We start from the raw sequence: 22132 nt of genomic DNA, 5'->3' as shown, positions 1-22132 counted from the left end.
TCACCCTCCCAGGTAGGCGCGACGGATCTCGTCCATGCCCTTGAGCTCGGCGGACGTGCCGGTGAGCACGCTCCGGCCGGTCTCCAGGACGGTGGCGCTGTCGACGAGGGTGAAGGCGAGGTTGGCGTTCTGCTCGACCACGACCATGGCGATGCCCAGCGTCAGGCGCAGGTGCCGGATCGCGTCGTAGACGTTCTTCGCGGTGCTCGGCGCGAGGCCCAGCGACGCCTCGTCCAGCAGCAGCAGGCGCGGCTTGGACATGATCGCCCGGGCCACCGCGAGCATCTGCTGCTCGCCACCGGACAGGGCCGAGGCGTTCGAGGTGATGCGGTCCTGCAGGTTGGGGAACAGCTCGAGGCAGAAGTCGATGTCGGCGGCGATGCCCTTGCGGTCTCGGCGGAGGTAGGCACCGACCCGCAGGTTGTCCCGGACACTCAGGTCGCCCAGCGTGCCGCGCCCCTCCGGCACGTGCGCGATGCCGAGGGCGGCGACCTGGTCCGGCCGCAGGCCGCGGATGTCCTTGCCGTCGAAGACGATGCGGCCACCGGCGCGCACGGTGCCGCTGATCGCCCGCAGCGTGGTGGTCTTGCCGGCCCCGTTCGCGCCGAGGATGCCCACCGCGCCGTTGTCCGGGACGCTCAGCGACACGCCCTCCAGCACCTGCACGGGGCCGTAGGACGCGGTCAGCCCCTCCAGCTCAAGCAGCGTCATCCGCGGCGTCCTTCCCGATGTAGGCCTCGATGACCCGGGGGTCGGACTGCGCCTCGGCGGCCGACCCCTCCATGAGCGTGCGGCCGTGGTCGAGCACGACGACGCGGTCGGTGAGCGCGGCGATGAGGCCCATGTGGTGCTCGACGATGACCACGGTGACGTCGTCCTCCGCGCGCAGCCGCCGGACCGTGGCGATCAGCGTCTCCACCTCGGCGTGCGGGAGTCCGGCGGCGGGTTCGTCGAGGAGCAGCAGCTTGGGCTTCATGAGCAGCGCGCGGCACAGCTCGACGCCCTTGTGGAGGCCGTGCGACAGCTCGTCGGCCGGCAGGTGCGCCGCCCACGCCAGGCCGTTGCGCTCCAGCAGGTCCAGCGCCTCGGTACGCATCGCCTTCTCCGCGCGGCGGGTGCCCGGGGTCCGCAGGGCCCACCCCAGTGGGCTGCCCGGGAGCCGGGAGTGCCCACCGAGCAGCACGTTCTCCAGGACCGTCTCGTGCAGCTGCAGAGCGGGGTGCTGGAAGGTCCGGGCCAGGCCGTGACCGGCGAGCGTCGCCGGGCGCGCGCCCTGCACCTCGGCGTCGTCGATGCGCACCGTGCCGGAGGTCGGCTTGTAGTGCCCGCTGATGCAGTTGAACAGGGAGGTCTTGCCCGCACCGTTGGGCCCGACGAGCCCGAAGATCTGGCCCGGCTCGACGACGAACCCCACGTCCTGCAGGACCTTGATGCCCCCGAACTGCAGGCTCACGTCCCGGAGGGTCAGCTCAGCCGCCACGGACTGCCTCACCCGTCCCGGCCGCGGGGGCGGTGTCCCGCCGGTCCGTACCGGTCACGGACGCCGCCCGTGACCGCCCAGGACGGACGCCGGCGCTCCGCCGCCGCGATCCCGCGGCACTGCCGACACGTGGCACGTCGGCCCCCTTCCTCACTCGGTGGTCCCGTGGTGTCCCCGCCGTCGCGGACACCCTGTGACGGTCGCTGCGGAGCTGGCGCCCGAGGCGGTGCGTCCGGTGTCGGACCGGCCTGTCCCGGTGGGCGTGCCGCCTCCGACGGGGAGCAGGCTACGAGAGGTTAGCTGTGGCCGCGGTCACGTCAACGTCACGATCGGCCGTTGCGCGAGAGTCAGGACAATTGACCCATCCCGCACCGTCCGAGGCGGCGAGGACCCGTCACCGCGCCTGCCGAGGACCGTGGCCGGGAGCCACGTCCGGCGTCCGGACGACAGCCGTGGGGTGCCCCCGGCCGGGCGCCGGGTCGCCAGCCCCGGGGCGGTCCCGCCGGCGTCCGCGAGGACACCGGGGACCTGCCGCCGACGACCGGACGCGACATCTGACGTACGCCGGGACCGCCGATGCGGCTGCCCGTCGCCCGCCATCCTGATGTGTCCGGCGCCACTCGACGCCCCTAGCGTTCACGCGGGGACCGCGCCTCACCGCGCAGGCGCACCGGTCACCGTCGCCCACGGCGACCCGGCCCTCCGGCACGGCCACGGCCGGCCACCGGGCCGCAGGCCGCCTCCCCGAGGCGGTGTCCACGACAGACCACACGAGGACGGATGCACATGACCGCGAAGAACCTGCAGGAGCTCCTCGACCAGACCGGCGACACGGTCGGGATGCTGCGCAACTCCCAGATCGGCACCTACATCTACCCGGTGGTCCCCTCGGAGTTCACCAACTGGCGGCGGGAGCAGAAGGCCTGGCGGGACACCGCCGTGCTCTTCGACCAGTCGCACCACATGTACAACACCTGGATCACCGGCCCGGACGCGCTGAAGCTGATCTCCGACACCGGGATCAACAGCGTCGCCAACTTCCCGGTGAACATGGCCAAGCAGTTCGTCCCGGTCTCACCCGAGGGCGGGGTCATCGGGGACGGGATCCTCTTCCACCTCTCCGAGGACTCCTACGTCTTCGTCGGCCGGGCCCCGGTCGCCAACTGGCTGGAGTTCCAGGGGTCGAAGGGCTACGACGTCGAGGTCCGCAACGACCCGCGCTCGTCGTCCCGGCCCTACGGCAACGCCGTGACCCGCGACGTGTGGCGCTTCCAGATCCAGGGCCCCAACGCCTGGCCGGTGATCGAGAAGCTGCACGGCGGCGACCTCGAGCAGCTGAAGTTCTTCCGCATGTCGGAGATGAACATCGGCGGCGAGAAGGTCCGCACCCTGCGGCACGGCATGGCCGGCGCCCCGGGCCTGGAGATCTGGGGCCCGTACGAGTCCTACGAGAAGGTCCGCGACACCATCCTCGAGGCGGGGGCCGAGTTCGGCATCGAGCCCTGCGGCTCGCGCGCCTACTCCTCCAACACGCTGGAGTCCGGCTGGATCCCCTCGCCGCTGCCGGCGATCTACACCGCCGAGGACCTGCGCGCCTACCGCGAGTGGCTCCCGGCCACCGGCTACGAGGCGACCGCCGCGCTGGCCGGCAGCTTCGTCTCGGACAAGATCGAGGACTACTACCTCAACCCCTGGGAGCTCGGCTACGGCTCCTTCGTGAAGTTCGACCACGACTTCATCGGCCGGGACGCCCTGGAGGCCATCGACCCGGCCACCCAGCGGCGCAAGGTCACCCTGGCCTGGGACGACGAGGACCTGACGAAGGTGCTGGGCGGGATCGTGTCCCCCGCGCCGGGCTACCAGGTGTTCGACCTGCCCAACGCCAACTACGGGTCGTCGAACTTCGACTCGGTCGTCGACGCCGACGGCACGGTCGTGGGTGCGTCGCTGTTCACCGGCTACAGCGCCAACGAGCGCAAGGGCCTGTCGCTGGCCACGGTCGACCCGAACGTGCCGATCGGCGCCGAGGTCAAGGTGGTCTGGGGCGAGCCGGACGGCGGCAGCAAGAAGTCCAACGTCGAGCCGCACGAGCAGTTCGAGGTGCGCGCCATCGTGAGCCCGGCACCGTACGCGGAGACCGCGCGGACCGAGTACCAGGGCGGCTGGCGGAGCGCGTCCGCCTCCTGACCTCCGACCGGGTCCGTGGCCGGGCGGCGACCCCCTCGCCGCCCGGCCACGTCCGCACGACCGCCGGCCACCCCAGCGGTGCTCTCCCGGGCAGGTCCCTCCTGCCCTCCCGACGACGAGAGGCCCACCCCGAGATGACCGCCGAGAGCCTGGCCACCGCCCTCGTCCGCGCCGGGGGGCCGGTCGAGCTGATGCGCGACCTCGCGTTCCCGCCGAGCACCTTCCCCGTGCAGCCGGAGTTCACCAACTGGCGCAGCGAGCAGCGGTCGTGGGTGGAGAGCTGCGCCCTGCTGGACCAGTCGCACCACATGACCGACCTGTTCCTGTCCGGTCCCGGGGCGCTCCCGCTGCTCAGCCACGTCGCGGTCAACTCCTTCGCGACGTTCGGCGTGGGCCGGGCCAAGCAGCTGGTGGCCGTCTCCCCCGACGGGCACCTGATCGGCGACGCCATCCTCTTCCACCTCGAGGAGGACCTGTTCGACCTGGTCGGGCACCCGATGGTCATCGACTGGGTCACCTTCCACCTCGAGCGGGGCGCCTTCGAGGCCACCGTCGAGCGCGACGACAACTCCGCCGTCCGCGCGTCCGGCCCGCCGCGGCTCTACCGCTACGAGCTGCAGGGGCCCACCGCCGCCGCGCTGATGGAGGAGGTGACCGGCGGACCGCTGCCGGACGTGGCGTTCTTCCGGATGGCCGAGTTCACCATCGCCGGCCGTCGCGTCCGCGCCCTGCGGCACGGCATGGCCGGTCAGCCTGGCTACGAGCTCTTCGGCCCCTGGGAGGACGGCGAGGCCGTCCTCGGCGCCCTGCTCGGCGCCGACGCCCGGCACGGTCTGGTGCGGGTCGGGGCCAAGGCCTACTCCACGGCCAACCTGGAGTCCGGGTGGGCGCCCGCGCCGATGACCGCCCTGTTCGGCGACGACCCGCTCATGCAGGAGTACCGCGAGTGGCTGCCGGCCACGAAGGTGGGCTCCCTGGGCGGCAGCCACCACCCCGGCGACATCAGCGGCCACTACCTGACGCCCTACGACGTCGGGTACGGCAAGCACGTCGCCTTCGACCACGACTTCATCGGCCGGGCGGCCCTCGAGCGGCTGGCCGATGGGCCGCCGCGGACGAAGGTGACCCTGGTCTGGGACGCCGACGACGTCGCCGCGGCGGTCGGCTCCGCCTTCCGCCCCGGCCCGGGCGCGAAGTACATGGACCTGCCGAAGATCCGCTACGCGACCCACCACGAGGACGTCGTCCTCGCCGGCGGCCGCCAGGTCGGCATCTCCCTGGACTGCGGCTACCTGGCCAACGAGCGGGCCCTGGTCTCCCTCGCCACCGTGGAGAACGAGTTCGCCGCGCCCGGCACCGAGGTCACGGTGGTCTGGGGCGAGGACCCGGTCTCCGCCAAGCCGGCGGTCGAGGAGCACCGGCAGGTGCAGATCCGGGCGACCGTCGCCCCCGTGCCGTTCGTCGACTTCGCCCGGGAGGGGTACCGGTCGCGGTGACGCCGTCGAGCAGGAGCGAGGTGCGGCGCAGCGCGCCGGTCGACGGGTTCTCCCTCGCCTACGACCGCACCGGGGAGGGCCCGCCGGTGGTGCTCCTGCACGGCTGGCCCGGCGACCGGACCGACCACCGGCTGGTCGTGCCGCTGCTGGCCGACGCCGCCGACGTCGTCGTCCCGGACCTGCGGGGCTTCGGGGACTCCGACCGGCACCCGGTGGTCCCCGGGGACGGCTACTCGGCGGGCGCCCAGGCGCGCAGCGTGCTGGGGCTGCTGGACGAGCTGGGTATGGACCGGGTCGTCCTCGCCGGCTACGACATCGGCAGCCGCATCGCCCAGACCATCGCCCGGCAGTCCCCGGAGCGCGTGCACGCCCTGGTGGTGACCCCGCCCGTGCCGGGCGCCGGGCAGCGCCTGCTCGCCCCCGACGTGCTGGCCGAGTTCTGGTACCAGGACCTCCACCGGCTCGACCTCGCCGTCCGGCTCCTCGACGGTTCCCGGGACGCCCTGCGCAGCTACCTCGCGCACTTCTGGACCCACTGGTCGGGCCCCTCGTACGTGCCGGCCGACGAGGCACTCGACCGGCTCGCCGACGCCTACGCCCGGCCGGGGGCCTTCACCGCCTCGATCGGCTGGTACCGCGCAGGACCGCCCCTGCTCTCCCGCGGGCTGGCCGAGCAGGCCCCACCGCCGGCCGAGCGGCTCACCGTCCCGACCTCCGTCCTCTGGCCGGCCGAGGACCCCCTGTTCCCCGCCGCCTGGGCCGACCGCCTCGGCGAGTTCTTCACCGACGTCACCGTGACGCCGCTGCCCGGGACGGGGCACTTCGTGCCGCTGGAGGCCCCCGACGCCCTCGCCGCCGCCGTGCGGTCGGCGCTCCGGCCGGCCTGACCGCCGGCGGGAGCACCTCGGCCGGCGCGCTCAGGCCTCCGGCGCCCGGTTGTCGAACAGCGCGATGCCCGCGGCGGTGTTGGACGCCGGCACGAAGTAGTCGGAGTGCACCTTCGTCACCTGCTCGTCCAGCGCCCCGCGCATGACCAGCCACATGATCAGCTCGATGCCCTCCGAGCCGGCCTGGCGGATCAGCTCCTCCCGGGACAGCGCGGCCAGCCGGGCCGGGTCCTTCTCGACCGCCTCCATCCACATGGCGTCGAAGTCGGGGTTGATGAACCCCGCGCGGGTGCCGGCCAGCTGGTGGGACATGCCGCCGGTCCCGAGGACGCCGACCGTGAGGTCGCCGGGGAAGCTCCTGATCGCCCGGCCCAGGGCCTGGCCCAGCGCGTAGCAGCGCGCGGCCGTGGGCTGCGGGTACTGGATGACGTTGACCAGCAGCGGGATCACCGGGCAGGGCCAGGCGTCCCCCGGGTCCGGCGTCCAGACCGACAGGGGCACGGTGAAGCCGTGGTCGACGGCGAGCTCCTGGAAGACCGTGAGGTCGAAGCCCTCGTCGACCAGGCTCTCCACCAGGTGGAAGGAGAGCTCCGGGTGGCCGAGCACGTCGGGCACCGGGCGCCGGCCGTAGCCCTCGTCGGCGACCTCGTACCGCTCGGCCGTGCCGAGGCCGAAGGTCGGGATGAAGTCCAGGTCGATGCCGTTGGCGTGGTCGTTGTAGACCAGGACGGCGACGTCGGGCCGGTGCTCGGCCAGCCACGCCCGCGCCGGGGCGTAGCCGTCGAAGAGCGCCTGCCAGGCCGGGTCCTCGGTCTTGCCGCGGTCCATCGCCGCGCCGATCGAGGGCACGTGCGAGGTCGCCAGGCCCCAGATGACCTCAGCCATCGCGGCGGCCCCCTGCGCGCATCGCGGCCAGGAAGTCGTCCTCGCCCATGCCGGTGAACACCCCGCCCAGGTACTGCATCGAGCGGCCGTCCATCATCGCCAGCTTGTACACGTAGAAGATGCTCCCTCCCAGGTCGATCATGGCCTGCCAGTCGCGGGCGAGCACGGCCTGCTCCTGCTCGGCGCTCAGCCGGAACTCCCGGCAGTAGGCGGCCTCGTCGGCGAGGAACCGCTCGCGGGCCGCGGCGTCCCGCAGGCTCATGAAGAGCTTGTTCATCCGGAACCCGCGGCGGCTGGTGTCCCCGTCGAAGATCGGCGTGCCCGGCAGGTCGAGGCGACCGGCCCCGGTCGGTGTGCTCATGCCCTGTCCTCTCTGCCGGACCGGCCGGGCCGCGGGCCGGTCCTCATGCCTGCTCCTGCGGGTGGGTGGCCAGCGCCTCGACGTGGACGTCGAGCCACAGGGCCATCGGCAGCGACATCAGCGCGTCGTGCAGCGCGGCCGGGTCGGCGGCCTCGTACAGGCCGATGGTCGCGTTGCGCCCGGGCACCCGCCACAGCCGCTTGAGCACCCCGTCGGCGCGCAGCTCCATCGCCCGGGCGCGCTCGCCGGCCCGCAGCTCCGCGCGCCGCTCGGCCGGGGTGTCGGGCGGCAGCCGGTTCTCCGACCGGACCAGGAACTCCACGTCAGGCCTCCTCTCGTGCCGACGGGGCCGGCAGGGCGCCGGCGATGTCGGCCAGCACACGGGCGAGCTCGTCGGGGGCGGTGACCATCGCCTCGTGACCGGTCGCGAGCTCGTGGACCGGCCAGCCCAGCGCGCGCGCCCGGTCGGCCTGGCCGGCGAAGACGCGCATCCAGTCGACGCACTCCACGAACGCGGCGGGCACGGCCTCGACCGCGCCGGTCAGCCGCAGCGGGTCGGTGTAGGTCCGCCACGGGTGCGGGGTGAGCTTCGGGAGCAGCCAGTCGACGTCGGCGGGGTCGGTCACGCCGAGCACGGACAGCTTCCGCACCGCCACGAGCCAGCCGAACCCCTGCTCGGCCGCGGACTGCGCCCAGTGGTGCTCGACGGTCTCCGGCAGCAGGTCGCGGGCGGACTCCCCGTCGGAGCCCACGAAGGCGTCCAGGTACACCCGCTGGGCGATCGCGGCGGGGCGGCGGTCGGCGACCGCGGTCACCACCTGCCCGGCGTAGCTGTGCCCGACCAGGACGACGTCGGTCAGCCCCAGCACGTCGACCAGCCGGACGACGTCCTCGACGTGGGTCTCCAGCCCGACCAGCGGGGACAGCAGGTGGGCGCGCTCGGACAGCCCGGTGAGCGTCGGCGCGTGCACGACGTGGCCGACCGCGCGCAGCAGCGGGGCCACCCGGTCCCAGCACCACCCGCCGTGCCACGCCCCGTGCACCAGGACGAACGTGCTCATCGTCGACGCCTCCTCGCAGGCAGCCACCGGACCCGGGCCGGACGCACGTGCACCCGCCGGTCCACGGTAGGGACGGCCGTGGGGAGTGCGGAACGGCCCGATGTCATGCCCGGTCCACCGTCGCGGCAGGACCGGCCTACGTCATCCGTCGTGGTGCCGTCCCGGGGTGCGACCGGTCAGAGGTCCAGGACCAGCCGGGGGCCCGCCGCCCGGGAGACGCAGATCATCATGGTCTCGCCGACCGTGCGCTCCTCCGCCGTCAGCACCTCGTCCCGGTGGTCGGGCGTGCCCTCCAGGACCCGGGTCTCGCACAGGCCGCAGCGCCCGTCGGCGCAGGCGGTCGGCACCTCCAGGCCGGCCGCGCGCACCGCCTCGAGCACCGAGCAGGCCGGCGGGACGGCGAGGGAGATGCCCGCGGCGGCGCAGACGACGTGCAGCGGGGCGAGGTCCCGGGCGCTCCCGGCAGCGGCGGTCATGCGCGCCTCCTCCGTCGGGCGGCGGGGCTCCGCGACGAGGTCCTGGGCTGCCCGGCCGAGGGGAACGCTAGGCGGCCGGGCCGGCCGGTGGATCGCCCGCTTGACGGTCACCGGCGACGGTCGGTGTCGCGCTGTGCATGCGACATCTGACGCAGGGTCTCCTCACCGCGGCTGGACCAGCCCCTCCTTCACGGCGAGCAGCGCAGCCTGCGTGCGCGAGGTGAGCCCGATCTTGGCGAGCAGGTGGCTGACGTGCGTGCGGGCCGTCCGCTCGCTGATCACCAGGTGCTCGGCGATGTCCTTGTTGGACCGACCCTCCGCGACCAGGATCAGCACCTCCTTCTCCCGGGCGGTCAGCACGCCCAGGCCGGTCCGCGGCGCGCGGATCTCCTGGGTCAGCCGGCGGGTGACCGCGGCGTCGAGGAAGACCTCGTCCCGGACGGCCGCCCGCAGCGCCGCGTCGACCTCGGCCGGCCCGGCGTCCTTGAGCAGGTACCCCGACGCCCCGCTCGCCAGCGCCGCGTGCACCCGCTCGGTCTCGCCGAAGCTGGTCAGGATGACCACCTTCAGCTGGGGGTACCGCCGCAGCACCTCCGCGGTGGCGGTCACCCCGTCCATGCCGGGCATCTGCAGGTCCATCAGGACGACGTCGGGCAGCTCCCCGTGCGCGGACGCCCGGGCCAGGCGGTCCAGCGCCTCCTGCCCGTCCGAGGCCTCGTCGGCCACCTCGACGTCGGCGAGGGCCTCGAGGTAGGCGATGACGCCGCGGCGCACGACCGAGTGGTCGTCCACCACCAGGACCCGGATCGGGTGCGGGCCGGTCACGGCGCGACCTCCGGGTCCACCGGCGTGACCAGGAGAGTGGTCGGGAACGGCAGGCTCAGCAGCACGCTCGTCCCGCCGGATGCCGGTTGCCGCACCCGGACGGCGCCGCCCCAGCGGGCCGCGCGCTCGCGCATCACCGTCATCCCGAAGCCGCTGGACGCGCAGTTCCCGGCCCAGGCCGGGCCGGCCGGACCGTCCGGGGTGCCGAGCCCGCGGCCGTCGTCGGTCACCTCGGCGATGAGCCGGCGACGACGGCCGTGCGGTGCGACCGCGAGCCGCACCTGGACGGTGGAGGCGTCGGCGTGCTTGACGGTGTTGTGCAGCGCCTCGGCGATCACGCGGTAGACGTCCTCCAGCAGCGCGGGGTCCAGCCCGGCCAGCTCGCCGGCGGGGTCGTCGAGGGTCAGGGTGACCGGCAGGCCGGTGCGGGCCGCGGTGGTGTCGACCAGGGACCGGACCGCCGGGGCGAGCCCACCGGCCGTGGCGGCCGCCGGCCGCAGCTCCACGACCATGCCGCGCAGGTCGGCCAGCACGTCCTGGGCGGCGCTGCTCAGGTCGTCGGCCACCTGCGCCACCTCCGCAGGCGTGGGCGGCAGCCCGCGCGCGACGAGGACCTCCAGCGAGCGCGCCTGCATCATCATCGAGAAGACCTGCTGGACCACCGAGTCGTGCAGGTCACGGGCCAGCTTCTGGCGCTCCTCGCGGCGGGCGACGTCGCGCTCCCACTCCAGCAGCGCGGCGTGGTCGACGGCCATCGCGGCCTGCTCGGCCATCGCCAGCAGGAAGTCCAGCTCGGTGTCCCCGACGACGCGGCCGGGGGCGAAGAAGGCGTTGAGGATGCCGACCGGCTCACCGCGCGCGAGCAGGGGGACGCTGACGAACCAGTCCCAGCGCGGGTGGCGCATCAGCTGCTGCAGCGGCGCCCACGCCGGGTCGGCCATGATGGCGTCGTACCGGTTCGCGGCGACGACCGGCTGCCGGGACTCCAGCGCCTCGAGCATCATCAGCCGGGCGCCCAGGGCACGGCACTCCATGAGCTTGTCGAAGAAGTCGGGAGAGCGCCGGAAGCCGGCGGCCCCCACCACGTGCAGCCGGTCCCCCGTCGCGTTGACCGTCAGCACCTGGACGGCGGCGATCGCGTCCGACCGCGCCACCTCCTGGGCGAGCACCTCCAGGGTGCCGACCAGGGAGCGCTTGGACGCGACGCTGGAGGCGGCCGCGGCGATCGCGGCCAGCCGCCGCTCGCGCAGCCGGCTCAGCGTCACGTCCCGGAAGGAGACGATCCACCGCTGCTGGCCGGGGACGGCGGACAGGACGTAGGCGAACTCGCGCCGGTGCCCGGGCACCGGCTCCCAGGCGACGGTCAGCTCGCCGGACCGCCCGGTGCCCGCCGCGTCCTGCGGTGCGGCGAACGGCGAGGGCGCACCCGCCACCCGGTCCGGGTGCAGCTCGCACAGGAGGACCGCGGCGGCGTTGGCGTCGACGAAGCGGGCGTCGGCGTCGATGACCGCCAGCCCGTCCGGGGCGTGCCGCACCACGTCCTCGGCCGCGACGACCGGACCGGTCCCCGTGCCGACGGTCAGCTGCCCTGCTGTCTCCATGCGCCCCACCTCTCCACGCGGCTCCGTTGCCGCGAGATCCGGGCGGTGGCCCGGGCCACCCCCGGTGCGATCCTGACACCCTCGCACCCCGGTGCCCAGTCGCCGGGGTCCCGGCGCCCACCCTCGGGAGGACGACCCGGCCGACCGCGACCATTGACGTACGCCCGGCGACCGAACCGGTGCCGCAGGTGCCGTCATGTCACCGTCCCGTCCTCGAGGTGGCGCAGGTCACCATGGTCCTCGGGGTGGACGACGTCCCGGCAGCGCCGCCGGCGACGTCGTCCCCACCCCGCGACCACCCCACAGGGCAGAGGGAGACACCACGTGAAGCGCGTGCTGACCGTCCGTGACGGAGCCACGCGGGAGGCGCTGAGGCGGGCGGTCACCGACGTCGGCTTCGAGGTGATCCCGTTCAAGAAGACCGAGCAGGCCGTGCTCGACCACGTGCCCAGGGACGTCGCCCTGACGGTGACCGCGTCGCCGGCCAAGGGGCAGGACGCCACCGTCGACCTGGCCGTCGCCCTGGCCGGCCACGGGTACGCGGTGTCCCCGCACCTGTCGGCTCGCCAGGTCCGTGACCGCGCCCACCTGACCGACGTCCTGGCCCGCTGCCGGGAGGCGGGCATCACCGGCGTCTTCGTCGTCGGCGGGGACCCGAGCGAGGAGGACACCGGCTTCGCCGACGCGCACGCGCTGCTGGTCGCCATGCACGAGATCGGCCACTCCTTCACCGACATCGGCATCGGCGGGCACCCCGAGGGGCACCCGAACGCCCCGGACGAGCTGCTCTTCGGGGCGCTGGTGGCCAAGGCGCCGCTGGCCACCCACATCACCACCCAGATCGTGTTCGACCCGAAGGTGATCCTCACGTGGGCGCGCGAGCTGGTCGCCCGCGGGATCGACCTGCCGGTGCACGTGGGCGTGCCCGGCGCGGTGCACCGGCAGAAGCTGATGCGCGTCTCCGGTGGGCTGGGCATCGGGGAGTCGGCGAAGTTCCTCAAGAAGCAGCAGAACCTGCTGTGGCGGTTCTTCATCCCCGGCGGCTACAGCCCGGACAAGATCATCCGTGGGCTGGCCCCGCACATCGGCAAGCCGGACAACCACCTGCACGGCTTCCACGTCTTCACCTTCAACGACCTGGAGCCCACCGAGGCCTGGCGTCAGCAGCTGCTGCGTGACCTCGCCTGACCCCCGCGGCGGGCACGCCGCCCGCCCCGACCGGTGGAGGGAGACCCGGTGACCGCACGGCTGATCGACGGCACCGCCGTGGCGCGCGCGGTGCGGGCCGACGTCGGACGCCGGGTGGCCGAGCTCGTGGCCGGCGGCGGGACCGCCCCGGGGCTGGCCACGGTGCTCATCGGCGACGACCCCGCCTCGGAGGTATACGTCCGCAACAAGCGCCGGCTGTGCACCGAGGCGGGGATGGCCGACCTGCACCGGCACCTGCCCGGGGACGTCGACCAGGCCACCGTCGCCGCGCTGCTCGACGAGCTCGCCGCCGACCCGGAGGTGTCGGGCATCCTGCTGCAGCTGCCCGTTCCCGCTCACCTGGACTCCGAGGCGCTGCTGAGCCACATCCCGGCGGAGAAGGACGTCGACGGGCTGAGCACGGCCAACGCCGGGCTGCTCGCCCAGGGCCGGCCGGGGCTGCGGCCGTGCACCCCGGCCGGCGTCATGGCGCTGCTGGCCGACCAGGACGTCGCGCTGTCCGGCGCGGAGGCGGTGGTGGTCGGCCGTTCGGTGCTGGTCGGCCGGCCGATGGCGCAGCTGCTGCTGGCCGCGGACGCCACGGTGACCATCGCCCACTCCCGCACCCGCGACCTGGCCGCGGTCTGCCGGCGCGCCGACGTGCTCGTGGTCGCCGCCGGCATCCCGGGGCTGGTCGGGGCCGACGCGGTCAAGCCCGGCGCGACCGTCATCGACGTCGGCATCCACCGCACCGAGCAGGGCCTGCGCGGGGACGTCGACCTCGACGCGGTCGCCGCGGTGGCGGGGGCGGTCACGCCGGTGCCCGGCGGGGTCGGGCCGATGACGATCGCCATGCTGCTGGCCAACACCCTCACCGCCGCCACGGTCCAGCAGGGCCGCCCGAGCCGATGACCGCCCCGTGGGCGCGGTTCGACGACCTGTCCACGGGGGTGTCGCTGCGCTGCCCACCGCCGTCCCGGGTGCTCACCGCGGTGGACCCGGCCGGGGTCGTCGGCGTCCTGCAGGAGGTCCACGACGCGACCGAGGCCGGCAGCTGGGCCTTCGGCTACGTCGGCTACGAGGCGGCGTCCGGGCTGGACCCGCTGCTGCCCGGCGCCCCGGCCGGACCCGGGGAGCTGCCGCTGGTGTGGTTCGGGCTGTGCGGCGCGCCTGCCCCGGTCGCGCCGCCGGCCCCGCCGGCGGGCACCGGACCGCAGCCCGGGCCGTGGCGCCCGGACTGGACCGACGCCGAGCACGCCCGGGCGGTGGGCGTCGTCCGGGCGCACATCGCCGCCGGCGAGACCTACCAGTGCAACCTCACCGACCGGTTGCGCTCCACCGTCCCCGGCGACGTCGAGCAGCTGTACGCCCGGCTCGCCCTGGCCCAGCAGGGCGCCCACAACGCCTACCTCGACCTCGGCCGGCACGTCGTGGCCAGCGCCAGCCCGGAGCTGCTCTTCGAGTGGACCGGCGACGTGGTGCGGACCCGGCCGATGAAGGGCACCGCACCCCGCGGCCGCACGCCCGCCGAGGACCAGGAGCACAGCCGCCGGCTGCTCGCCAGCGAGAAGGAGCGGGCCGAGAACCTGATGATCGTCGACCTGCTGCGCAACGACCTGGGCCGGGTGGCCGAGGTCGGCAGCGTCGTGGTCGACGAGCTGTTCACCCTGGAGCGCTACCCGACCGTCTGGCAGCTGACCTCGCAGGTGAGCGCCCGCACCCGGCCGGGCACCGGGCTGCTGGAGCTGTTCGGCGCGCTCTTCCCGTGCGGGTCGGTCACCGGCGCACCCAAGCGCCGCACCATGCAGCTGATCGGGGAGCTGGAGCCCACGCCGCGGGGCGTCTACTGCGGTGCCGTGGGCCTGGTCGGGCCCCCGACGGCGCCCGTCCGCGCCCGATTCTCCGTCGCCATCCGGACCGCCGTGGTCGACCGCAGCACCGGCGCGGCCGTGTACGGAGCCGGCGGCGGGATCACCTGGGGGTCGCAGGCCCCGGCGGAGCGGGCCGAGCTGCTGACTAAGGCCGCCGTGCTGACCCACGACGTGACCGGGCACCGGGAGCCCGCCCCGGTGGGGGGCCGGTGACCGCGCGCGGCAGGGCCGAGCTCGCCCGGCCCGGCCGCTGCGTGGTGATGGGGGTCCTCAACGTCACGCCGGACTCGTTCTCCGACGGCGGCCGGCACGACACCGTCGACGCCGCCGTCGCGCACGGCCTGGGCATGGTCGCCGCCGGGGCCGACTACGTCGACGTCGGTGGGGAGTCCACCCGCCCCGGGGCCGACCGGGTGGCCGCCGAGGAAGAGCTCCACCGGGTGCTGCCCGTGGTGACCGAGCTGGCCCGCACCGGGGTCGCCGTCAGCGTCGACACCACCCGGTCGCAGGTGGCCGCCGCCGCCCTGGCCGCCGGTGCGGTGCTGGTCAACGACGTCAGCGGTGGCCTGGCGGACCCGGCGATGGCCGCGGTCGTCGCCGACGCCGGCGTCCCCTGGGTGCTCATGCACCGCCGGGGCGACAGCCGCGACATGGACGCCCGGGCGGGCTACCGGGACGTGGTCGCCGACGTGCGGCACGCGCTGTGCCGGCGGGTCGACGCGGCCCTCGCGGCGGGGGTGGACGCCGGGCGCGTGGTCGTCGACCCCGGCCTGGGGTTCGCCAAGCGGCCCGAGCACGACCTCGCGCTGCTGGCCGGCCTGGAGGCGGTCACCGGCCTGGGCCTGCCGGTGCTGGTGGGTGCCTCCCGCAAGCGCTTCCTCGGCGCGGTGCTCACCGCCGCGGACGGGCGCACCCGCACCCCGCTGGAGCGCGACAGCGCCACGCTGGCCACCACGGTGCTCGCCGCCTCGGCCGGCGCCTGGGGCGTCCGCGTGCACGACGTGGCCGGCAGCGCCGACGCGGTCCGGGTCCTCGCCGCGGTCGCCGCCGCGGCCCCGCAGTCGGAACTCACCCCGTACCGAGACCTGGCGCACGAGCGCCGACCCGGGGAGCCTCGTGTCCCCCGGACGAGCACGGACGACACAGAGAGGTGGCGATCCGCATGACGGACACGCTGAGCACGACGGCCCCGGTGACGACAGGGCTCTACATCGGAGGACGGTCGCGGTCCACGGACGACGTGCTCGAGGTCGTCGACCCGGCCCGCCCGGGCGTCGTCGTCGGCACCGCGGCCGCGGCGACCGCACAGGACGTCGACGACGCCGTCGCGGCGGCCTCGGCGGCCTTCCCCGCCTGGTCGGCGCTGCCCGCCACCGAGCGCGCGGCGGCCATGGCCGCCGCCATCGCCGGGATCGCCGACGAGCGCGACGAGGACGCCCGGGTGCTGTCGCTGGAGAACGGCAAGATCGTGCACGAGGCCTGGGTCGACGCGCTGGTGTTCGAGATCCGCTGGCAGCTCGCGCTGTCCCTGGCCGAGGAGGTGGAGCAGGCCACCGTGCTCGCCCCGGCCCCGGGCATCCCGGTGGAGACCACCGTGACCCACCAGCCGCTCGGCGTGGTGACGCTCATCGTGCCGTTCAACTGGCCGATCGCGATCCTGGGCGCGGCGCTCCCGCACGCGCTGCTGGCGGGCAACACCGCCATCGTCAAGCCCCCGCCGTCGACCCCGCTGGCGACGACGCGGCTGGTGCAGCGGGTCGCCGAGCAGCTGCCCCCGGGCGTGCTCAACGTCGTCACCGGCCGGGACAGCGAGATGGCCGGGCTGATCGACAACCCGCAGGTGGCCAAGATCTGCTTCACCGGCAGCGTCAACGGCGGCAAGAAGATGATGGAGATGGCCTCCCGCAACCTCACCCGGGTCACCCTGGAGCTGGGCGGCAACGACGCGGCGATCATCCGCGCGGACGCCGTCCTCGACGACGAGCACCTCGACCGGCTGTACGCCGGGATCTTCGACACGACCGGCCAGATCTGCATGGCCGCCAAGCGGCTGTACGTGCACCGCTCGCGGATGGAGGAGCTGGTGGCCGGGCTGTCGGCGCGGCTGGAGCGGGTCGTCCTGGGTCACGGGCTGGCCGAGGGGACGACGATGGGGCCGCTGCACCAGCCCGCGCAGAAGGCGTTCGTCGCCGAGATCATCGAGGAGGCCCGGGCCTCCGGCGCGACGGTGCTGGAGTTCGGCGAGCTGCCCGCCGGCGAGTTCGCCGAGGGCAACTTCCTGCGCCCGGCGATCGTGGTCGACCCCGACCCGTCGCTGCGGGTCGTCACCCTGGAGCAGTTCGGCCCGGTGATCCCGGTGCTCCCCTACGACGACGACGACGAGGCGGTCCGGCTGGCCAACGACACCTGGGGCGGGCTGTGCGGCTCGGTGTGGTCGGCCGACACCGCCGCAGCCGCCCGGCTCGGCGGGCAGCTGCAGTGCGGGTACGTCTGGGTCAACGACCACGGCGCCACCCGGCTGGACCTGCGCGCGCCCTTCGGCGGCATGAAGCAGTCGGGCATGGGCCGCGAGCAGGGCATCCAGGGAGTTCGCGCCTTCCAGGACACCCGGTCGATCGCGCACCTGACGCCGGCCGGGCCGACGGCCTGATCCCGGTGCCCGGGGGGCGGGAGCCAGCCCCCCGGGGCTCAGCCGGCCAGGACCGCCCAGCCGTGGGCGTCCAGCCGGACGGCGTCGCGCTGCACCGTGCCGGCGCCGGCGAGCACCTCACCGGCGCCGACGGCGGGCAGCGTGGCCGGGGTGTCGGCCAGGTTGAGCGCCACCACCAGCCGCTCGCCGTCGCCGGTCACCTCGTAGCTGAGCTGCCGGTTGTCCCGGTGGAGCACCGTCGTGCGGGCGGTGTGCAGCCAGCGGTGCCGGCGGCGCAGCCCGATCAGCTCCTGGTGCAGCCGGAACGTCGGCTCCCCGAACGGGGCGAGCCCGGCCGGGGTCTCCGGGAAGGGCGGCCGCACCGCGTCGTCCCCGCCGGCCCGGTCCTCCTTGACGCCGGTGAAGGCCTGCTCGTCACCGGCGTAGACCGACGGCGTGCCGCCCACGGTGAACAGCACGGCGAGAGCGTGCGGCAGGTGTCGGAGATCGGTGAGCCGGCTGGCGATCCGGGTGACGTCGTGGTTGCCGAGGAAGGTCAGCGGCACGAACGTGTCGAGGAAGCCGTCGTGCCGGCCGAGGGCGTGCGCCAGCTCGTGCAGGTTGCCGTCGTTGAGCGAGCTCCAGACGGCCTTCCACAGCTCGTACTGGGTGACCGCGTCCATCCCCGACTCGGTGACGATGCGGGCGTAGTCGCCGTGGATGACCTCGCCGACGACGTAGGCCTCGGGGTGGGCCTCGCGCACCCGCGGCAGCACGGTCGCCCAGAACGACGGCGGGACGGCGTAGGCGGCGTCCAGGCGCCACCCGTCGGCGCCGCGGTCGAGCCAGTGGGTCATCACCTCCGCGACCCAGTCGGCGACCACGGGTGCGGAGTGGTCGAGTGCGACGAGCTGGTCGTGGCCCTCGAAGGTGTCGTAGCCGGGCACCACGCCGGGCTGCCAGTCCGCGGGCCAGCGCAGCCGGAACCACGCGGCGGACGGGGCGTCGGACCCGCGCTCGACGACGGCCCGGAACGCCGGGTGCTCGCGGCCGACGTGGTTGAAGACGCCGTCGAGCAGCACCCGCAGGCCGCGGTCGTGCGCCTCGTCGACCAGCTCGTCGAAGTCCGCGTCGTCCCCGAGCCGCGGGTCGATCCGGCCGTGGTCGACGGTGTCGTAGCCGTGCGTGCTGGAGGCGAACACCGGGCCGAGCGCCAGGCCGTTGGCGCCCAGCTCGACGGCGTAGTCCAGCCAGTCGGTGATCCGGTGCAGCCGGGAGGTCACCTCCTCGGTGGCCTCCTTCTCCGCCCCGACGAAGCCCAGCGGGTAGACGTGCCACCACACCGCGTCCTGCACCCAGTCCGGCATCCACGTCTCCTGCGATCGAGGCCCAGCAGAGCGGCTGACGCTACGTCACCGGACTCCCTCCCCCGTCCCCGGAGGACCGCCGCCGGTGACCTCGCGGACATCGGTCGGCACCCGGCACGACGCGGGTTAGCGTCGTGGGCGTGACACCGGTCGATGCACAGCGCAACCTCTCCCCCGGGCCGCCGACCGCGCTGGTCCCGGTGCTGGTCTTCCTGGCGATGTTGGTGGCGGTCATCAGCAGCCTGGGCGCACCGCTGGTCCCCGCGATCGCCGAGGCCAACGGCGTCTCGGTGACCGATGCCCAGTGGTCGCTGACGATCGCGCTGCTGGTCGGCGCGGTGGCCACCCCGGTGATCGGCCGGCTCGGCGACGGCCGGCACCGGCGCACCGTGGTGCTCGTCGTCCTGGCCGTGGTGCTGGCCGGCAGCGTGCTCGCCGCGCTGCCGCTCGGGCTCGGCTGGCTGATCGCCGGGCGCGGGCTGCAGGGCGTCGGGATGGGGCTCACCCCGCTGGCCATCGCCACCGCCCGGACGGCGCTGAGTGTTGAGCGCTCCCGGACCACCGTCGCCGCGCTGTCGGTCACCGTCGCCGCCGGGGTGGGCCTGGGCTACCCGCTGACCGGGGCGATCGCCGAGCTCGGCGGGATCCACGCCGCCTTCTGGTTCGGCGCCGCTGCGAGCGCGGTCGCGCTCGTGGCGGCGGCGGTGGTCTACCCGCCGTCGGGCGACGTCCCGCCGCGCCGGCTCGACCTCCTGGGTGCCGCACTGCTCGGCACGGGGCTGGCCACCGCACTGCTCGCGCTGGCCGAGGGGGAGAGCTGGGGCTGGACGTCGCCGGCGGTGCTCGGCCTGGCCGCGGTGGCGGCGGTCGCGCTGGCCTGCTGGGTGGTCTGGCAGCTGCGCGCGCCGGCTCCGCTGGTCGACCTGCGGCTGGCCCGCGGCCGCGACGCCGCCAGCGCGCACGGCACGGCGCTGCTGGCCGGACTGTCCAACTACCTGCTGCTGTCCTCGGTGCCACGGCTGGCTCAGGAGCCGGTGGCCGCCGGCGGCTTCGGCACCTCGATCGTGGTCGCCGGGCTGGTCCTGCTGCCGTTCTCCCTGGCCAGCTTCTCCGCCAGCCGGATCGCGGCGCGGCTGGACCGGTCGCACGGACCGCGTGTGGTGCTGCCCCTGGCCGCGCTGGTGCTCGGCGCGGGGCAGCTGCTGTTCGCCCTGCTGCGCGACGAGCTGTGGCAGCTGTTCCTGGCGAGCACCGTCGTGGGCCTGGGGGTCGGCACCATGTTCGCCGCGCTGCCCGGGCTGATCGTGCGCGCCGTGCCGAAGAGCGAGACCGGCAGCGCGATGAGCCTCAACCAGGTGCTGCGCTACGTCGGTTTCTCCCTCGGCAGCGCGCTCAGCGCCACCGTGCTGGAGGCCGCCACCCCCGACGGGTCCGCGTTCCCGGCCGGCAGCGGCTACACCACCATCGGCTGGATCGGCGTCGGGGCCTGCGTCGCGGTCGGCCTGCTCACCGCGGTGCTGCCCACCACCGCACGGCGACCGGCGCAGCCGGAGGTCCCGGCGTCCGCGTCGGCCGATGCGGCCGCCGCACCGCACGGCCCGGCCGCCCGCTGACCCTCCGGTCAGGCCGGGTGGCCCTCCAGCAGGGCGGTCATCACCGGCAGGTCGAAGAAGGCGGCCGTCGCACGGGCGCTGGGCTGGCCGGCGTCGGGGTCGGCCCCGGCGGCCAACAGCGCGCGCACGGAGTCGGCGGACTGCTTGAAGACCGCGGCCGCCAGCGGCGTCTGGCCGCGGTCGTTGTACCGGCCGTGGTCCGCGCCGCGCTCGAGCAGCGCGGTGACCGTCCCCGCGTGACCGTGGTAGGCGGCCAGGATCAGCAGGGTGTCGCCCTTCTCGTTGGTCAGGTCTGCCGGCACCCCGGCGTCGACGTAGGCGGCCAGCTCCTCGGCCTCTCCGGCCCGGGCCAGCCCGAACACCCGGACGGCGAGGTCGAGCACGCCCTGCTCGATGGGCTCCTGCTGCCCGGCGGGTCCCTGCCCCTGCTGCTCGCTCACGCCGACCAGCCTAGGTGCGCCCGGGCGGCCCGCCCCCACCCGTGCGGACGGGGGCGGGCGGCGGTCAGCGGACGGCGACCCGGTCGGTGAGCGCGAGCACGTGGCGCCAGGCGTCGTCGCAGGCCTCGGCCCACTCGCCGAACGCGCGGTCGAAGAAGGAGTGCGGCGCCCCGTCGTAGACGACGTCGTCGACCTCGGCGCCGGCGGCGCGCATGGTGGCCGCCAGCTCCAGCTGGTCGGCGACCGGGGTGGCGGTGTCGGCACCGGCGATCAGCATCACGACCGGCCGGCGTGCCGCGCTCGCGGCGTCCCCGACCAGGCTCGGCCGGCCGTAGAACCCGGCGCTGCCGGCCAGGTCCAGGTCGGCGCCGGACTGCCGCCAGGCGTGGCTGCCGCCGAAGCAGAAGCCCACCGTGACCACCGGCAGGTCCGGGCGGGTGCGGCTGCGCAGGTACTCGATGCCGGCGGCGGTGTCGGCGTCGATGCCCTCGGGCGTGGTCTGCGGGATGTGCGCCTGCCAGTCGAAGTCGTCCTCGCGGGTGCCGGTCTCGGCCAGGCCCGCGGTGCGGCCGAAGTAGTCCAGCGCCACCGCGGGGACGCCGGCCTGGGCGAACCGCTCGGCCAGCGCCACGTAGTAGGGGTGCAGCCCGCGGATGTCGGGCAGGATCACGACCCCGGCGGTCGCCGGGGCCGCCGGGGCGGCGTAGGCGGCGGACAGCTGGGTGCCGTCGGCGGCGGTCAGCTCGAGGGTGCCGCGCTCGGCGACGTCCCCGGTGCGGGGCGGTGCGGGCGGGCGGCTGTCGTGGTCGTGGCACATGGACAGGTGTCTACCTGCGGACCGCGCCGTCCGCGCGGCCGGGCACCGGGTGGGTAGGCTCCGGGCCGGCCCCGGGTCAGGCCTCGGTGGTGTCGGCGACGACGTCGGGGTCGCCGCCGAAGATGCCGGCGGCCACCTCGCGGCGGGCCTCGGTCAGCCACAGGTACTGCCGGTGCGCCTGGTTGATCAGCGACTCGACGAGCACCGGGTCGATCCGGGGGTCGACGGTCGCGGCGATCCGCAGGGTCTCGAAGCCGCTGCGCTTGCCGCGCACCGCCGAGGCGAGGAACTCGAACTCGACCAGCCCGGACAGCGGCGACCGGGTCAGCACGTGGCCGTTGAGCTTGAGCCGGCTGGCCTTCTCCGCGATCCACACCGCGACCTGCTTGTACTGCCGCACCGGCAGGGCGAGGGCGGCGGCGATCGTCGCCAGGTCGGTCTTCTCCTGGCGCAGCTCGTCCAGCAGCTGCCGCAGGCCCGCCTCGTGCTGGTTGCCCCGGTTGGCCCCGATCATCCGGGTGACCAGCTCGATCCCGCCGGCTGCGGAGGCGATGTGGTCGTTGAGGTACACGGCCAGCAGCTCGGGGTGGGCGACGGCGCCGGTCGGTGCCGGGGTCTGGGACATCAGGGGCTCCTCGCGGGTGGTGCCGGAGTCGGCCGGGACATCATCCCCTGCACGCCTGCAGGGGGCACCGGGAGATCATCTGCGCTGGTTGCGCCGGCTCCAGCTGGTCCAGGAGCTGTCACTGGAGCACGGGTTCATGGCATCGACGTCCCGGCGGCTCTCCCGCACCTCGTACCAGAGGTCGGAGTGGTGGGACGCCCGCGAACCGCGGCGCTGCACCGCCCGGTCCATCCGCCAGGCTCCGACCAGGACCAGCAGGACCACCACCCCGACGACCGCCCAGACGATGCCCATGCCGCATGGTGCCCGTACGCAGTCGTCTC

General features: G+C 74.7%; 23 protein-coding genes. 9 read left to right on the top strand and 14 right to left on the bottom strand.

All coding sequences use genetic code 11. The features are described from left to right. Both GCU67_RS02440 and GCU67_RS02435 read right to left on the bottom strand, forming a co-directional pair. On the bottom strand, positions 1-711 hold the full coding sequence (locus tag GCU67_RS02440; protein ID WP_163609495.1) for an ABC transporter ATP-binding protein: 711 nt from the start codon (positions 709-711) through the stop codon (positions 1-3). Further along, positions 698-1453: an ABC transporter ATP-binding protein gene (locus GCU67_RS02435; RefSeq protein ID WP_338104713.1), complete on the bottom strand. Its 756-nt coding sequence runs from the start codon at positions 1451-1453 to the stop codon at positions 698-700. Before GCU67_RS02435 ends, GCU67_RS02440 begins: the two co-directional genes overlap by 14 nt. An 813-nt stretch (positions 1454-2266) precedes the next feature. On the opposite strand from GCU67_RS02435, the gene ligM reads away from it, so the two are divergent. From ligM to GCU67_RS02420, 3 genes are all read left to right on the top strand, one after another. After that, positions 2267-3667 (top strand): vanillate/3-O-methylgallate O-demethylase, encoded by a 1401-nt coding sequence (ligM, locus tag GCU67_RS02430; RefSeq protein ID WP_163609493.1) that lies wholly within the window; start codon positions 2267-2269, stop codon positions 3665-3667. A gap of 134 nt (positions 3668-3801) precedes the next feature. After that, complete coding sequence (locus GCU67_RS02425; RefSeq protein ID WP_163609492.1) at positions 3802-5163, top strand: aminomethyl transferase family protein; 1362 nt, start codon at positions 3802-3804, stop codon at positions 5161-5163. A 20-nt stretch (positions 5164-5183) separates the two neighbouring features. Beyond that, positions 5184-6050 (top strand): alpha/beta fold hydrolase, encoded by an 867-nt coding sequence (locus GCU67_RS02420; protein WP_163609491.1) that lies wholly within the window; start codon positions 5184-5186, stop codon positions 6048-6050. A 30-nt stretch (positions 6051-6080) separates the two neighbouring features. Here GCU67_RS02420 and GCU67_RS02415 read toward each other — a convergent pair whose 3' ends face one another. The 7 genes from GCU67_RS02415 to GCU67_RS02385 all read right to left on the bottom strand — a co-directional run bounded on the left by GCU67_RS02415 (position 6081) and on the right by GCU67_RS02385 (position 11259). Continuing rightward, on the bottom strand, positions 6081-6935 hold the full coding sequence (locus tag GCU67_RS02415; protein WP_163609490.1) for a class III extradiol dioxygenase family protein: 855 nt from the start codon (positions 6933-6935) through the stop codon (positions 6081-6083). Beyond that, the gene (gene ligA / locus GCU67_RS02410; RefSeq protein WP_163609489.1) at positions 6928-7296 is read right to left on the bottom strand and encodes a protocatechuate 4,5-dioxygenase subunit alpha; all 369 of its coding nucleotides are present in this window, start codon (positions 7294-7296) and stop codon (positions 6928-6930) included. Before ligA ends, GCU67_RS02415 begins: the two co-directional genes overlap by 8 nt. 43 nt (positions 7297-7339) lie before the next feature. After that, a complete protein-coding gene (locus tag GCU67_RS02405; protein ID WP_163609488.1) occupies positions 7340-7618 on the bottom strand; it encodes a muconolactone Delta-isomerase family protein in 279 nt (92 codons plus the stop codon). A 1-nt stretch (position 7619) separates the two neighbouring features. Then, positions 7620-8357, bottom strand: a complete 738-nt coding sequence (locus GCU67_RS02400; protein ID WP_163609487.1) for an alpha/beta fold hydrolase — start codon at positions 8355-8357, stop codon at positions 7620-7622. 176 nt (positions 8358-8533) lie between these two features. Further along, a complete protein-coding gene (locus GCU67_RS02395; protein ID WP_163609486.1) occupies positions 8534-8833 on the bottom strand; it encodes a 2Fe-2S iron-sulfur cluster-binding protein in 300 nt (99 codons plus the stop codon). A 162-nt stretch (positions 8834-8995) separates the two neighbouring features. After that, positions 8996-9658, bottom strand: coding sequence for a response regulator (locus GCU67_RS02390; RefSeq protein ID WP_163609485.1), 663 nt, complete (start codon positions 9656-9658; stop codon positions 8996-8998). Then, a complete protein-coding gene (locus GCU67_RS02385) occupies positions 9655-11259 on the bottom strand; it encodes a sensor histidine kinase (protein WP_163609484.1) in 1605 nt (534 codons plus the stop codon). Before GCU67_RS02385 ends, GCU67_RS02390 begins: the two co-directional genes overlap by 4 nt. Positions 11260-11583: 324 nt before the next feature. Here GCU67_RS02385 and GCU67_RS02380 point away from each other — a divergent pair, with 324 nt between their 5' ends. Genes GCU67_RS02380 through GCU67_RS02360 form a run of 5 tightly spaced genes read left to right on the top strand, consistent with a single transcriptional unit; the run spans position 11584 to position 16968 of the window. After that, positions 11584-12447, top strand: coding sequence for a methylenetetrahydrofolate reductase (locus GCU67_RS02380; RefSeq protein ID WP_163609483.1), 864 nt, complete (start codon positions 11584-11586; stop codon positions 12445-12447). 48 nt (positions 12448-12495) lie between these two features. After that, a complete protein-coding gene (folD, locus tag GCU67_RS02375) occupies positions 12496-13359 on the top strand; it encodes a bifunctional methylenetetrahydrofolate dehydrogenase/methenyltetrahydrofolate cyclohydrolase FolD (RefSeq protein WP_163609482.1) in 864 nt (287 codons plus the stop codon). Next, entirely contained in the window at positions 13356-14531 is a 1176-nt protein-coding gene (pabB, locus tag GCU67_RS02370) for an aminodeoxychorismate synthase component I (protein WP_163609481.1), read from the top strand. The genes folD and pabB overlap by 4 nt, the downstream gene beginning before the upstream one ends. Continuing rightward, positions 14528-15484 carry a dihydropteroate synthase gene (gene folP, locus GCU67_RS02365; protein WP_338104712.1) on the top strand — a complete coding sequence of 319 codons (957 nt, stop codon included), beginning with the start codon at positions 14528-14530 and terminating at the stop codon, positions 15482-15484. The genes pabB and folP overlap by 4 nt, the downstream gene beginning before the upstream one ends. After that, positions 15481-16968 (top strand): aldehyde dehydrogenase family protein, encoded by a 1488-nt coding sequence (locus tag GCU67_RS02360; protein WP_163609480.1) that lies wholly within the window; start codon positions 15481-15483, stop codon positions 16966-16968. The genes folP and GCU67_RS02360 overlap by 4 nt, the downstream gene beginning before the upstream one ends. 38 nt (positions 16969-17006) lie before the next feature. On the opposite strand, the gene GCU67_RS02355 is transcribed toward GCU67_RS02360, so the two are convergent. After that, complete coding sequence (locus tag GCU67_RS02355) at positions 17007-18314, bottom strand: alpha-amylase family glycosyl hydrolase (RefSeq protein ID WP_163609479.1); 1308 nt, start codon at positions 18312-18314, stop codon at positions 17007-17009. A gap of 140 nt (positions 18315-18454) precedes the next feature. Here GCU67_RS02355 and GCU67_RS02350 point away from each other — a divergent pair, with 140 nt between their 5' ends. Further along, a complete protein-coding gene (locus GCU67_RS02350) occupies positions 18455-19927 on the top strand; it encodes an MFS transporter (protein ID WP_338104711.1) in 1473 nt (490 codons plus the stop codon). A gap of 8 nt (positions 19928-19935) precedes the next feature. Here the strand turns inward: GCU67_RS02350 and GCU67_RS02345 are convergent, their stop codons facing one another. From GCU67_RS02345 to GCU67_RS02330, 4 genes are all read right to left on the bottom strand, one after another. Next, a complete protein-coding gene (locus GCU67_RS02345; RefSeq protein ID WP_338104710.1) occupies positions 19936-20367 on the bottom strand; it encodes an ankyrin repeat domain-containing protein in 432 nt (143 codons plus the stop codon). Positions 20368-20431: 64 nt separating this feature from the next. Continuing rightward, complete coding sequence (locus tag GCU67_RS02340) at positions 20432-21184, bottom strand: dienelactone hydrolase family protein (RefSeq protein WP_163609478.1); 753 nt, start codon at positions 21182-21184, stop codon at positions 20432-20434. Between the two features lie 76 nt (positions 21185-21260). Continuing rightward, entirely contained in the window at positions 21261-21809 is a 549-nt protein-coding gene (locus tag GCU67_RS02335; protein ID WP_163609477.1) for a hypothetical protein, read from the bottom strand. Between the two features lie 75 nt (positions 21810-21884). Next, positions 21885-22103: a hypothetical protein gene (locus GCU67_RS02330; RefSeq protein ID WP_163609476.1), complete on the bottom strand. Its 219-nt coding sequence runs from the start codon at positions 22101-22103 to the stop codon at positions 21885-21887. Between the last annotated feature and the right edge of the window lie 29 nt (positions 22104-22132).

It is taken from the genome of Modestobacter muralis, assembly GCF_010682105.1.
Lineage (GTDB): Bacteria > Actinomycetota > Actinomycetes > Mycobacteriales > Geodermatophilaceae > Modestobacter > Modestobacter muralis.
The sequence above is the reverse complement of the archived record's forward strand: the minus strand, read 5'-3'. Positions and strand labels throughout refer to the sequence as shown.